Annotated in this window: 10 protein-coding genes; all 10 read left to right on the top strand. The window is 48.7% G+C overall.

All coding sequences use genetic code 11. The features are described 5' to 3' along the window. Positions 1-4: 4 nt before the first annotated feature. Genes DFR60_RS23565 through DFR60_RS23520 form a run of 10 tightly spaced genes read left to right on the top strand, consistent with a single transcriptional unit; the run spans position 5 to position 13,431 of the window. Entirely contained in the window at positions 5-904 is a 900-nt protein-coding gene (locus DFR60_RS23565) for an FHA domain-containing protein (RefSeq protein WP_110325072.1), read from the top strand. Positions 905-946: 42 nt separating this feature from the next. After that, complete coding sequence (locus DFR60_RS23560; protein WP_110325071.1) at positions 947-1,684, top strand: PP2C family protein-serine/threonine phosphatase; 738 nt, start codon at positions 947-949, stop codon at positions 1,682-1,684. Between the two features lie 2 nt (positions 1,685-1,686). Then, positions 1,687-2,280, top strand: a complete 594-nt coding sequence (locus DFR60_RS23555; RefSeq protein ID WP_110325070.1) for an FHA domain-containing protein — start codon at positions 1,687-1,689, stop codon at positions 2,278-2,280. Positions 2,281-2,285: 5 nt separating this feature from the next. Next, positions 2,286-4,043 carry an FHA domain-containing protein gene (locus DFR60_RS23550; protein ID WP_243005166.1) on the top strand — a complete coding sequence of 586 codons (1,758 nt, stop codon included), beginning with the start codon at positions 2,286-2,288 and terminating at the stop codon, positions 4,041-4,043. 18 nt (positions 4,044-4,061) lie between these two features. Continuing rightward, entirely contained in the window at positions 4,062-5,405 is a 1,344-nt protein-coding gene (locus DFR60_RS23545) for an FHA domain-containing serine/threonine-protein kinase (RefSeq protein ID WP_110325068.1), read from the top strand. Beyond that, on the top strand, positions 5,392-6,195 hold the full coding sequence (locus DFR60_RS23540) for a PP2C family protein-serine/threonine phosphatase (RefSeq protein ID WP_110325067.1): 804 nt from the start codon (positions 5,392-5,394) through the stop codon (positions 6,193-6,195). The genes DFR60_RS23545 and DFR60_RS23540 overlap by 14 nt, the downstream gene beginning before the upstream one ends. A 51-nt stretch (positions 6,196-6,246) precedes the next feature. Continuing rightward, complete coding sequence (locus DFR60_RS23535; protein ID WP_110325066.1) at positions 6,247-8,256, top strand: protein kinase domain-containing protein; 2,010 nt, start codon at positions 6,247-6,249, stop codon at positions 8,254-8,256. A 12-nt stretch (positions 8,257-8,268) separates the two neighbouring features. Continuing rightward, positions 8,269-10,488, top strand: a complete 2,220-nt coding sequence (locus DFR60_RS23530) for a PASTA domain-containing protein (protein ID WP_110325065.1) — start codon at positions 8,269-8,271, stop codon at positions 10,486-10,488. A 41-nt stretch (positions 10,489-10,529) separates the two neighbouring features. Then, a complete protein-coding gene (locus DFR60_RS23525) occupies positions 10,530-11,174 on the top strand; it encodes an FHA domain-containing protein (RefSeq protein ID WP_110325064.1) in 645 nt (214 codons plus the stop codon). A gap of 40 nt (positions 11,175-11,214) precedes the next feature. Then, positions 11,215-13,431 carry a Stk1 family PASTA domain-containing Ser/Thr kinase gene (locus DFR60_RS23520; RefSeq protein WP_167437701.1) on the top strand — a complete coding sequence of 739 codons (2,217 nt, stop codon included), beginning with the start codon at positions 11,215-11,217 and terminating at the stop codon, positions 13,429-13,431. Positions 13,432-13,439: the final 8 nt, after the last annotated feature.

Below are 13,439 nucleotides of genomic sequence, written 5' to 3'. Positions count from 1 at the left end.
AAACATGGATATTTTTAATAATGCAAATGATTTATACAGCTTATACCGGGATTTTATGGCAATTATGAATGGGTTGGGGGTATTTTATATTATTATCCTGATTGCGGGAATTCTGATACCGTATTTTGCCAGAGGATACATGCTTATGTGCGTAGGACGTAAAAAGGGTCTTCAATCTGACTGGATGCCGCTTGTTCCGATCGCGCGCCAGTTATACCAGATGCAGATTGGCGAATGCCCGTGGTGGTATATTTTCTTCTTTGGCACGTCTACCGTGACTGTGGCCAGCAGCGGGCTGGTATGCCTGCTCCTGCAGATACTTACGAAAAAGCCCGTGATCTGGTTTGTCCTGCTGGTTATGTACGTAATTGCAAATTATGTGTTTACCTTTTTATATTACCGTAAGTTCTACTATTTCTATGGATTTAATCCAAATACGGCATGGGTCGAGGTGGTTCCGTCATTAGGCTTCGTGGGCACGGTTCTGCTGGTTCTGATTGCTTTTTCGGATGCGATTCATTATCGGGGGTTTGAAGGACCTCAGGAAGATAAAACACCGGTTATTCCGCCAGTCCGTTCAAATGTAAAAAAAGCTGTTATAACCGGAGTAACCGGAAAATACCAGGGAGCAGTCTTTGATGTGACGGACGGCAAGGAGATTACCTTTGGCAGAACCGCTTCGAATTGTAATATTATCTTTGACCAGTATGACACAGATGTCAGCAGAAGACACTGTTCCGTGCGTTTTGATGTGGGCAACGGGAATTATATTGTGACCGACTATTCCAGTAACGGAACGTATTTAGAAGACGGTACACGTCTGGAAAAGGGACAGGGAAAGATGGTTCCAAGGGGAAGTTCGATTTATCTTGGAAATAAGAAAAATATGTTCCGCCTCGATTAATCACTGATACTGTTACCGGAGCAGGCGGCAGAAGGAGAGACTATGATAACATACAGTTTACTTTGCAAAGAAGGCGGCCGTCAAAATAATGAAGACTGTACCGGGATGTTCGAAGGAAGGGAAGCTTTGTATTTTGCGCTTGCGGACGGGCTGGGCGGTCATGGAAAAGGCGAGGTGGCCTCCAGGATTGCCGTAGAGACTTCCATGGAAATTTTGTCGGAAGAACCGGCGTATTCGGAGGACAGCCTTCGCAAGGCTTTTGATATAAGCCAGCAAAACATCATTGAATACCAGAAGGCTGACCGGATGGCCAGTGATATGAAAACTACGCTGGTTCTGCTTCAGGTGGGAGAGGAACTGATTCAGTGGGGCCACATTGGTGATTCCAGACTGTATTATTTTCAGGAAAAATGCCTGATGGAACGCACTTACGACCACAGTGTGCCTCAAATGCTTGTGGCTGCCGGAAAGCTGAAAGAAAAAAAAATACGAAACCATCCAGACCGCAACCGTCTGCTCCGTGTTATGGGCATAGAATGGGAACAGAACCGTTATGAACTTCACGATCCCATTGAAAGGAACGGAAATCAGCAGTTTCTGCTGTGCAGCGACGGATTCTGGGAATTGATTGAAGAAAAAAAGATGACTTCCTGTCTGAAAAAGGCAGGTTCCCCCCAGCAGTGGATTGATATGATGGAAGAAGTCATTTTGAAAAACGGCAGAAAGAAAGAAATGGATAATTATTCGGCGGTGGCAGTCTGGGCTGGGCAGGAGGGCTGAAAGTGGCGGTAATCAGATGCGGCAGAGGCCATTATTATGATGATGAAAAGTTTTCCAGGTGTCCGCACTGCGGAATATTTAATAATGCCGCAGATCAGGCAGAAGCTGCCATGGAAACTCCGGTGAAAAAAAAGAGACTCCTTTTCGGGGCGGTTTCCGGACGTAAAAGGGAAAAGGTACAGGGGTCTGAAGAGGAACGGGTTTCTGAAGACGGTGTGACGCAGGCATATGACGAAGTGAATATAGAGAGCGAGGCGTATGATGATGCAAAAACCATCGGGCGCTTTTCACCGGAGAAGGGCAATGACTATGTGACCGGCTGGCTCGTCTGTGTGGCAGGCGAAAAAAAAGGAGCCGATTACCGTCTGCACCATGGTTTTAACTGGATTGATGGAAAGAAACACTGGGCGGTTGTTTACGATGACAGGGAAAATGAATTTACAGCCATTCCCGGTAAAGGAACTCTTACCTATTTAAACGGGAAACATTTGGAGACTCCGGTAAAAATTATAACAGGAGATCAAATACAGACAGGGGAATGCATCTATGAATTCGTTGCTTTCTGCCGGAAAGGAAGAGTATGGGAGGAAGAGTGAAAAAAATGACGGCCTGGAAGGCTGCGATGAGAGCAGTTCCCGGAATACTTCTGGCAGCGTTTTTAACGGCGGCTTTGCCGGCCCGGATGGTTCTGGCGGCGGAAGGAACCATGGTAGAGGAGAGCACGCAGCGTATTGAACAGGTCTATACAAATTTGCCGGAGATTATGGTTTATGGCTATGGTCTGGATACTGTAACGGGCCAAAACACAGCGGCTTATCTGGGGACGGAGGAGCTGACATGGCAGGGGGCCTGTTCCTTCAGGGACAGCGGGGAGGGAATCTATCTCTATGTTCTGCTGGATATCTCCGGATCGATGCCAAAATCGTATTTTAAAGAGATTAAAAACGGAATTTTAAATCTTCAGGAGCGGCTTGGAGAAAATGACCGCCTGGTGTTGTGTACTTTTGGAGAAGAAGTCAGACTTCTGGCGGATGGCAGCCAAAAGACTGAGGAAATGCGTGCAATACTTGATACGGTGGAAAACCATGACCAGAAGACACTGCTTTTCGAAGCTGTAGACCGGGTTGGCGCAATTGCGGCTAAAACCGGGCCGGAAGAATGCAGGCGCCGGGTTCTGGTGGTAATTTCAGATGGCGAGGATATTGCGGTTGGCAAAAAGATGGCGCAGGAGGCGCAGGAAACATTAAAAGAGTATGGCCTTCCCCTTTACGGCATGTGCATCCGCGATACAGGCAGGGACAATATCAACAGTTTCGGCGAATTCTCCAGGATGTCGGGAGGCGGCATTATTACTTTTGGAGCGAAGGAGGGCAGCACCGTTCTGACTGATTTATACGACAGACTTTATGACTGTACGGAGCTGCAGTTTAGCAGCGTGTCAAACCGTGTTTCGAATGAGTTCGAAATGTTTGCCCTGAAAACAAATGACGGGCGGGATACGATTACGAGACAGGTACTGGATTCCAGATGGATCCCGGACAGGATTCCCCCGGTAATTACAAATGCCGCGCAAACAGGTGAACGTCAGATCAGTATAAGCTTCAGCGAGCCTGTAAACGGACTGGGGGAAATATCTAATTATCTGATTATGCAGGGAGATACTCCCCGGACTGCGGTGGGAGCGGCCTTAGAGGACGGAAACAATCAGAATGTGGTCCTTACCATGGAATCGGACCTGACACCGGGCACATATACGGTTTCCTGTAAAAGTATGACAGACCAGTCCATGGAGAAGAATCCTTTAACCGGTACGGCTTCGCTATATATAGCAGAGACGGAAAACGCTGCTGATAAGAATACGGTTTCAGATGCGGTATCACGCAGCATATTCAGCAGGGTTATAGCAGAGGGCGACGGCGATACTGCCGGAGTCTGGTTCCTGATTTTTATGGCGTTAGTGGTCCTGATTATTGTGGTTGCCGTTAAGCTGAAACAGACGGGGAAGCAGGAAGAGAACCGAAAAGAAGAAGTTAAAAAAGAGGAACCTGAAAGAGTAAATTTAAAAAGATTTTTCGATCTGGTGATTCGCATGGATGGGGAACTTCCCAAAAAGGCCCGGTGGGAGATAGACAGGAGTCTGATCATTGGAAGAGCGGATACGTGTGACGTTATTTTTGACGATCCAAAGATGTCGAGGCAGCACTGTGTGCTGGAATGGAATGGCGCAGCATTATACGTCAATGATTTAAATTCCAGGAATGGAACCTTTGCAGATGGAAAACGCATCAATGTCAAGACGGAGCTTAAACCGGGAAACACCGTAAGAGCCGGTTCTGTGGAAATAACCATCAGGTGGTAAAGAAAGAGGGGGAAACCGATGCCTTCAATAATCGGTAATTTATGTCCCAACTGTTTTTCTCGGGAGTATTATAACGGGGAATGTACGGTCTGCGGCTATCAGGAAAAATTTTCTATTCGAAGCCAGAGGGCGCTGCCGGAAGGGACACTGCTGGATAAGCGCTTTGTGGTAGGAAAGGTTCTTGGGGAAGGCGGATTCGGCATTACGTATAAAGCATATGACACGGCCGCAGATAAGATTTGCGCTATTAAGGAATACTTTCCGTCGGGAGTGGCATTTCGGGGAGAGAATCATATCCAGAGCATTGTAGAGTCCGAAGAAAAACGGGATTTCTACCAGGCCAAGCTGGAACGTTTTCTGGAAGAGGCCCAGATTTTAAATCAGTTGGGGAACATCCCTTCTGTTGTAAATATAACAAAGTGCTTTAAAGAGAATGATACGGCGTATTTTACCATGGAATTTCTGGACGGGGCGAATTTAAAACAAATCGTGAAAGCGTCGAAAAACCGTCTTCCTGCGTCGGAAATTACGAATGTGATCCTTCAGGCGGCGCTGGCTATGGACATTATCCATAAAAAAGCGCATATCCTCCATCGCGACCTGAGTCCGGAAAACATCTATATTACAAAAGACCGTCAGGTGAAGATAATTGATTTTGGCAGTGCAAAGCAGTACAGCTCGGGAGGGGAGCAGGAGTATTCAATTGTACTGAAGCTTAAATTCGCGCCTCCGGAACAGTTTTCCGATAAGATGAAACAGGGGACGTATACAGACGTTTATGCCTTGGCCAGCACCTATTATTATGCATTGACCGGGATTACGCTTCCCACCGCCATGGACCGTTTAGGCGGCGCAAATTACGTTCCGCTGAAGCAGATGAACATTTCCATCAATGAGCGGATTTCAGATACGGTAGACAGGGCGCTTAAGTTAAACTGCAGGGAACGGATTCAGACTATGCAGGAGCTGGCAGAAGGTATTATGAGTCCGGGTAAGAGGATTATACCTGTCCCACCGCCGGTTTCCGTTAAATCCATGCCGTATATTGAGGTGGAACGCGGTACGGAAAAAGGAAAGAGATGGTTTCTCCCGGTAAATACGGAGCTGAAGCTTGGACGGGGCAGGGCGGAATGCAACATTCTGATACAGGGGCATCCGGAGATCAGCAAGATTCACTGTATCATCCTTTATGAAGCCTCCAAAGGGAATTTCTATATCCGTGATATGTCGCGTAATGGGACTTTCATTAACGGGGTAAGACTGGTGAAAGGAAAAACTTATCAGCTTAAAAATGAAAGCCGGGTTTGTCTGGCGACTGCGGCGTGTGTGATAAGGGTTGGAGTAAAGCATGAATCAGGTTGAAAATTTGGTTGATATAAGAAAAGAAAATAATCCATACATGGAGATTGCGGGATTCAGTATTATCGGAACGAGGCAGTATCAGCAGGATTATGCAGGTATGTATTCTGACCGTAATGAAGTGTTCGGTATTATCTGTGATGGGATGGGCGGCTTGAGCGGCGGGGAAAAGGCGAGCAGGGCCGCTGCGGATTTATTTATTCGGGATTACTTAAGGCGAAAACCGGATTCGGAGCTGAACGGTTTTCTGATGAAAGAAGCTGTGGTTATGGATCGTGCAGTGGCAGACTTGCGAAATGAAAGAGGCAGGCCGCTGAAGGCGGGAACTACGGTGGTTGCGGCAGTTGTGCGGGAAAAACGGTTTTACTGGCTTTCTGTGGGCGACAGTAGGATCTATTTGATCCGCGGCAGACAGATTATGCCTCTGACCAGGGATCATAATTATCGATTGACGCTGAACGAACAGTTAAAAAACGGGACAATATCAAAGGAAGAGTTTGAGAGGGAGGCACGAAGCCGTCAGGCGGAGGCCCTGATCAGCTACCTTGGAATGGACGGTCTTGAACTGGCGGATGCCAGAGGACCTCTAAAATTGGAGAACGGTGATATTCTCTTACTGTGCAGCGATGGAGTCTATAAGAGCCTGGACGACAGCCAGATTCATGCCATGGTAAGAGATAATGATATTTCGATGGAGCTTGCGTCGAGGCGGCTTCTGGATACGGCTTTTTCCATGAGCCGGGGCGGACAGGACAACACGACCGCCGTATTAATCGCCTGCCGCGGAGAGTGATATGCCGGAGAAAAGAATTCCGAAAGACAAAAGGATAGGAGGACATTTGAGATGGTTCGTTGCCTGAATTGTATGGAGATGTATGATGAGAAGTTCGGGGTCTGCCCCCGCTGCGGATTTATTCCCGGTACGCCTCCTAAAGAGGCATACCATCTCCATCCGGGAATGCTTCTGGAAGACCGGTACATGATAGGGACGGTGCTGGGCTTCGGAGGATTTGGAATTACATATCGTGCCTGGGACCGGATTTTGGAGAAGATGGTGGCAATTAAGGAGTATTATCCCAATGGTATTGTCAACAGAATTCCGGGTAAAAGCGAAGTCATCATTTACAGCGGAGAACGGGCTGATGAGTTCAGGAAAGGAAAGGAACGATTCCTTGCAGAGGCGAGGAATATGGCCAGATTCAGCACACATCCAAATATAGTAAATGTGTATGCCTTTTTTGAAGCGAATCAAACGGCATACATCGTGATGGAATACTTAGACGGCATTTCGTTTAAACAGTACATTAAAGACCAGGGCGGCCGCGTTGAAGTGAAGGTGGCGGTGGAAGTGGCTCTTTCCGTTCTGGACGCGCTGAAGGAAATCCACAGGGCGAAAATCATTCACCGCGATATCAGTCCCGATAATATCTTTATCTGTGAGGGAGGAGTTATTAAGGTAATCGACTTTGGTGCGGCCCGTTTTTCTGCCGGTGATGAGGAAAAAACAATGTCCATTATCTTAAAACCGGGCTACGCTCCACCGGAGCAGTACAGGAGCAAGAGCCGTCAGGGGCCGTGGACGGATATCTATGCGGTAGGAGCCGTCCTCTATCGCGCAATCACCGGAGTGATGCCGGAGGAGAGCGTTAACCGTATGGTGGAAGATACGATGAAGTCCCCCAGGGAATTGGCGCCGGAAATTCCTGAGAATATTGATAAATGCATTATGAGGGCTATGGCCCTTAACCAGGAGCTGCGGTTCCAGAATGTGAATCAGTTTGAGGAGGCGCTTCAGAGTAAGACCGTGGTTCGGGATGTCCAATCTGAATTAAAAAAGAGGAAAGCAGTACGGGGCATGGGTGTAGCGGCGGCCTGTGGGGTTATTGCTGTTGCTTCCGTAGCCTGCTTCCGGATGTATCAGTCCAGAATACAGGAAGCAAACTTAAAAGAAGCGGAAATTGTGGTCTGGATTCCCGTAGACACGGGAACGGACACGGATACCGGGAAAAAGGAGAAGCAGCGGAAAGAGGCTGAAGACAGCTTTCAGGATGCGCTGAAGGATTTTGAGACGGCATATCCACAGATACGGGTCGATGTTGAGCTTATCGATGCAGGAGAATATGAGACGAGAATCAGAGAGGCATATGACAGTAAAAATATGCCGGATCTGTTTGACAGTACTGTTCTCGGAGAACCATACGAGGCATCCTTTGCCTCGTTAAAAGAAGTGTATGAACTGTTGGAAGAAAATGAGATCCTCGATGAATATTACTCTTTAAGAGAGTATTCAGAACAGGACCCGGAGCTGAAAAAGATGCCGTTAAGCTTGCAGATGCCGGTGATTTATGCGAATACCAGGCTGTATGAAGGCAGTCCTGATTCTGATGAATTCGTATTTACAGGCAGGGAAAGCTATTCCTGCAATCCCAGGGACCAGGCGGTCTTTTCCAGGCTGTTTGATATGGAAATTAAGGATACCCTGGGGTATGAAGCGTTTTGTGACAGGGGAACGGCTATATATTTAGGAGATACAGGAGATTACCGGATGGTTCAAAGGGACATGGCGGGGATTTACAGAGTCATACCGGTAGACAAGGAAGCAGAGTGGTATTTTTCAAATCAGTTCAGTGTGTGGGAGGATTCTTCCAGGAATGAAAAGGCCGCCGCAATCAGGGCCGTCTATTACCTGCTGTCTGAAAATGCCCAGAGCGCCTATAATGTGCGTGGACTCCGCGGGCTGCCGGTGAATAAGAATATGCAGGAACAGTATTTTGAGGTGAACACAGAACTGCAGGAGTTGAAAAACTGCCGGCCAAAGGAGGCGTCAGAGAGTGGTTTGCAGCAGGATCAGTAAGAGAGGTAGAGTATGAAACGTTGCCTGAATTGTATGGAAGAATATGCGGAAAATCTGACGCAGTGTCCTGTATGCGGATACAGCGGGGATATGGATACCGGGCCGGAGCCTGCGCTGGAACCTGGGAGCATTCTGCAGGGGCGCTATATTGTGGGAGTATGCCGTGAGGTCCGGAAATCAGACATCATTTATATCGGTTGGGATGAACTGTTCCAAAGGAAGGTACAGATACTTGAATTCTATCCGGCTTATTGCTGTCCAGTGAGGGGCGACAGGGAAGCGGTCAGTGTTTTCAGTTCAAAAGGAGAACTGTTTGAAAAGGGAAAACGCCAGTTTCTGACTTACGGAAAGAAGCTTCTGTGGCTGTACCGGGAAGAAGATATCGCCGCAGTATACAGTTGCTTTGAGGAGAATGATACGGCATACCTGATTACACAGTACTGCGATCTACCGACAGTGGAAGAATATTTGTACCGAAATACTTCCAATGGAGCTGCCGTATCTGTACATACCGCGCTTACGCTGCTTTCAGAAGCTATAACAGCAGTGGAAAAGGTTCATGGTATAGGCGTATATCACGGACAGATCAGTGCGGAGAGTTTTTGGATTACGGAGGATAAGCGGCTGGTTCTGAAGGATTTCGGCTCCTGGCTGTATGTTTGCGGAGAACCGGGCGGGCTGGATTATCAAAATGGCGGGCCATGGACAGACGTTTACGGACTGGTTTCCATGTTCTGCCAGATGGTTACAGGAACCGCTGTCACTCCGGCCGTCCGGGTGGAGAGTGTAATAGCAGATTCGGGAATAGGAAAAAGGCCGAATCTGTCAAGAGCGGTTATGAATGCCCTGGAGGAAAGTCCATCCCGGCGGACTGGGAGTGTTGAAGAACTGAGACTTCAAATATACGGAAAAAAAAAGGCCAGGAACAGGCGGAATAAGCAGAACAAGTCATTTTTAGAGAAGATTTCATGGAAGCTCTATGCCTGCGGCGGCCTCCTTCTTATCGTCCTTATAGCGGCAACGGCAGTGTTTTACAAGCTGGGGGATGGCCGTAAAATTGGTATTGTGGAAAGTAGGGAAGATGGAAGCATCGTGATTGAGAACTTGATTAACCAAAAGTACGAAAAAGTCTTAAAATCCCATGATATTGCTGATCAGAGGATTAAGGTAGAAGTAATGGGGGTTCCCGAGTCAGAGAATGTAGAGGGAATTATTGTGGAACAGGTGCCAGGGGCAGGAGAGAAAGGCGATAATGTCAGCACCATTAAGGTTATTGTGGATTCCGATAAGATTCCTGTGACTGTCCCTGAAATCACGGGTATTCAGGTCGGGGAAGCGAGGAGGTTGCTGTTTGAGGCCGGGCTGAGAACCAGGGTGTCTGAAAAACAGTATGAGGCTGTCCCTGGAAGTATTGTGGAATGGTCTTCGGAAGATGGTGAGGCCGTCCATCTTGGGTCGGAAATCCTGCTGACGGCGGCAGTTGGAGAGACACTTCCGGACAAAGAGGAGTTGGTGAAGGTTCCGGAGCTGACTGGCCAAAATTATGAGGAGGCGGAAAAAATTTTAAAAGACAGCGGCCTCTATATGATAAAAGGCCAGGAGGTATATAGTGACGATTACGCTGAAAATGTGGTGACAACTCAAAGCCTTCAGGCAGGGAGTAATGTTATTAAGGGAAAGACAAATGTAGTCGTTACGGTAAGTAAAGGAAGGGAACCTGTTGCGATCCCTGAACTGGTAAAGAAGACGGCAGAGGAAGCAGAAAAGGAACTGAAGGCGGCAGGGCTTGCGCTCGAACGCCGCAATGAGTATGATGACGCCGTAAAAAAAGGAGTTGTGATCAGACAGGAGCCAGAAGCTGGAGAAGGTAGAAAGGGCGATAAGGTCATTATAACCGTCAGCTTGGGAAATCGGCCGCAGGAAACGAAGGAGACGAAGGAAAATGGCGATAAACCAACGAAGGCCCCGGTGAAGAGGCAGGATAAAAACTCCCAGAGTGAGAAGACGCCTGCCAGGACAGAGACAGTTCCTGATAACCGGGATCAGAAAGTACCGGATCAGACAGAGACAGTCCGGGAGTCTCCGTCTCAGAGCGAGCCCGCTCCGAGCCAGGGGGGAGCGGCACAGGAACCGCCCGGAAAAGATAAGGTAAGCCAGGAAGCGCCAACGTTAGGGCCGCCGACGCCAGGAGGACCGGCGGCTGCAAATCCGCCAATGAATCCGGAAAGCTGACGTTTGCCATATACCATATATTCAGACAGGAGGAAGTTAATATGAATTTAAAAAAATGCAGCAGAGGCCATTTCTATGATGCGGACAAGTACTCAGCCTGTCCCCACTGTGCGGAATCATCGGGAGGCGGTGATAATGTTACGATTGCCATGACTCCGGGTGACGATCCGGTTACCGTGGCTAATTACGGCCAGAATCAGGAACCGATAACTGCGCCTTTGGGGAGTATTTCGATCGACGATGCAATCACTATGGGAGAAAATGATATTTCCCAGGTCGATGATGATGACAATAAAACCATAAGCTTTTATAAAAAATCCGTGGGAGTGGAACCGGTAGTAGGCTGGCTTGTCTGCACAGAAGGGAAATTCTTTGGTCAGAGCTTTAACCTGAAATCCGGCCGTAATTTTATTGGGCGGGCTTTGTCCATGGATATAGTACTGGAGGGGGACAAGGGAGTCTCACGTGAATGCCATGCGATTATCACATATGAGCCGCGTGGGAGAATCTTCTTTGCCCAGCCGGGGGAATCCCGGGAACTCTTTTACTTAAATGATAAGGTAGTCCTGGAAAATATAGTGCTAAAGGCTTATGACAATCTGTCTGTCGGCAATACCACGCTTATGTTTATTCCTTGCTGTGGACCGGAATTTACATGGGCGGCGAAGCAGCAGGACAGCGAATAAGCGGGAAGGGAGAAGTGAAATATCGGAAAGGAGACCAGCTATGAACAGACGCTGTATGGGCTGTATGGAGGAATATGACGCCCGGTATGATATTTGTCCCTGGTGCGGTTATCAGGAGGGGATAGCGCCTCAACAGGCTTATCACATTACTCCGGGTTCAATGCTCGCGGGGCGTTATACCATAGGCCGTGTGCTGGGATTCGGTGGTTTTGGCATAACGTATATCGGTTTTGATGAGATGCTCCAGAAAAAAGTCGCGGTTAAAGAATACATGCCCAGCGAATTTTCGACCAGAATGCCCAACCAGCAGATGGTGACTGTATATTCGGGGGACCGGGAAGAACAGTTTAAGGAAGGTCTGGTTAAGATATTGGAAGAGGCCAGACGTCTGGCCAAGTTTGCTTCGGAGCCGGGAATTGTTCATATCTATGACTGTTTTGAGGCGAATAATACCGCGTATATTGTTATGGAGTATCTGGACGGGGAATCTCTTAAGGAAAAAACATCCAGAGATGGAAAAATGACGGTGGAGGAGGCCGAACCAATTATTCTGTCGGTTTTATCAGCGCTTAAAAAGGTTCACGAAGCCGGAATTATCCATCGGGACATTGCTCCCGACAACATTTATCTCTTAAAAAATGGTGAAGTAAAACTGCTGGACTTCGGGGCGGCCAGATACGCCACCACGAAGCACAGCAAGAGTCTGTCCGTTATCATAAAACCGGGCTATGCGCCGGAAGAACAGTACCGGAGCCGGGGAGATCAGGGGCCGTGGACCGATATTTATGCCCTTGCAGCTACTTTTTACAAGCTGATTACCGGGATCACTCCGGAGGACGCGATGGAGCGGAGCGTCAGGGATGAATTAAAGAGGCCGTCAAAGCTGGGAGTTAAAATTAACAGGAACACGGAAACGGCCATCATGAATGCTTTAAATATTAAGATTCAGGACAGAACGCAGTCTGCATCTGATTTTGAAGCAGAGCTTCTGGCCGCGGAGGTGAAAGAACGGCAGGCGACGAAGGATAAGGTGGATGTCGGAAGTCTGCCGACATGGGTAAAGGCGGCTTCAGCTGCCGCGGCGTTAACCCTGACAGTGGGATTCGCACTTCTGGCCGGAGGCGTCATCCATTTTTCGATCCCCGGGCTGACGAAAGCGGTGACTGCGGAGGGGATGACGACTGTTCCCAATGTTATTAATCTGGAAGTTGACGCGGCCGGGGAATCGGTAAAAGCCTCCCGGCTTGGTATGCAGATTCTGGGGTATAACGATTCTGAAGAAATCGAAAAAGGGAAGATTCTGACACAGAATCTGCCGGGAGGGCAGGAAGTGGAGGAGGATTCAATTGTTGAAGTGGAGGTCAGCGCGGGAGGCGCCATGACCAGAATTCCGGACCTCATTGGCATGTCGCGGGAAGAAGCGGAGAAGGCTATACAGGCTGCCAGCCTTTCGGCAGAATATAAGGAAATGGAGTATCAGGCGGCGCCCGATACCATAGCCATGCAAAGCCTCCCTGCCAATGAACAGGTAAAGGTCGGAAGCAGGATTGTCCTGACGGTTTCCCTGGGTAAAGGCGGAGGAAGCAGGGAGGTTACGGTTTCCGTTAAAAATGTGGCGGGGATGGACTACGACGCGGCCTCCGATTTTCTGTACCAGGATTACTTATACCTGATTAAGACGGACAGTGAATACAGCGATACGGTTGAGGAAGGCAAAATTATCAGCCAGGAACCGGCTCCGGGAACGATGGTCAGCCAGCAGTCCAATATTCGTGTGTGCGTCAGTCTGGGTAAGGAGAAGGTAGAGGTTCCCAACGCTACCTATCTTACCCTGGAGGAAGCAAAGTCGAATCTGGAAGCCGCTTTACTTGAAGTGTCAGTGACAGAGGAATACAGCGATGTTGTGCCAAAGGGAAATACTATAAGCCAGAGTATCGAGAGAGGCGAACTGGTGGAAAAGGGAACAGAAGTGAAGGTTGCGATAAGCCTGGGGCCGAAGCCAGTGGAGACGAAGCCGCAGGAGACAAAGGCGGATAACAGGCCCCGTGAAACAACGGGTGCAGCCAGGGCGCCGCAGCAGGATCAGCCATCTGCCACACAGGCGGCCGCAGAGCCGACCACAGAAGCTCCGACTCAGCCGCCAGTCACAGAGGCCCCGGCGCCCCCTACGACAGAGGCTCCTCCCACGCAGGCTCCTCAGGATAATGGCGGTATGGACTTAAATAAAGCGTATGATATTTTTAAGCGTAATCAATAAGGAAAAGG

It is taken from the genome of Hungatella effluvii (genome assembly GCF_003201875.1).
GTDB classification, from domain to species: Bacteria; Bacillota; Clostridia; order Lachnospirales; family Lachnospiraceae; genus Hungatella; species Hungatella effluvii.
The sequence above is the reverse complement of the archived record's forward strand: the minus strand, read 5'-3'. Positions and strand labels throughout refer to the sequence as shown.

Bases quoted from the DNA above. Each gene is read 5' to 3' on its own strand.
- DFR60_RS23535 (WP_110325066.1), top strand. From the start codon at position 6,247: ATGGTTCGTTGCCTGAATTGTATGGAGATGTATGATGAGAAGTTCGGG.
- DFR60_RS23545 (WP_110325068.1), top strand. From the start codon at position 4,062: ATGCCTTCAATAATCGGTAATTTATGTCCCAACTGTTTTTCTCGGGAG.
- DFR60_RS23540 (WP_110325067.1), top strand. From the start codon at position 5,392: ATGAATCAGGTTGAAAATTTGGTTGATATAAGAAAAGAAAATAATCCA.
- DFR60_RS23530 (WP_110325065.1), top strand. From the start codon at position 8,269: ATGAAACGTTGCCTGAATTGTATGGAAGAATATGCGGAAAATCTGACG.
- DFR60_RS23525 (WP_110325064.1), top strand. From the start codon at position 10,530: ATGAATTTAAAAAAATGCAGCAGAGGCCATTTCTATGATGCGGACAAG.
- DFR60_RS23565 (WP_110325072.1), top strand. From the start codon at position 5: ATGGATATTTTTAATAATGCAAATGATTTATACAGCTTATACCGGGAT.
- DFR60_RS23520 (WP_167437701.1), top strand. From the start codon at position 11,215: ATGAACAGACGCTGTATGGGCTGTATGGAGGAATATGACGCCCGGTAT.
- DFR60_RS23560 (WP_110325071.1), top strand. From the start codon at position 947: ATGATAACATACAGTTTACTTTGCAAAGAAGGCGGCCGTCAAAATAAT.
- DFR60_RS23550 (WP_243005166.1), top strand. From the start codon at position 2,286: ATGACGGCCTGGAAGGCTGCGATGAGAGCAGTTCCCGGAATACTTCTG.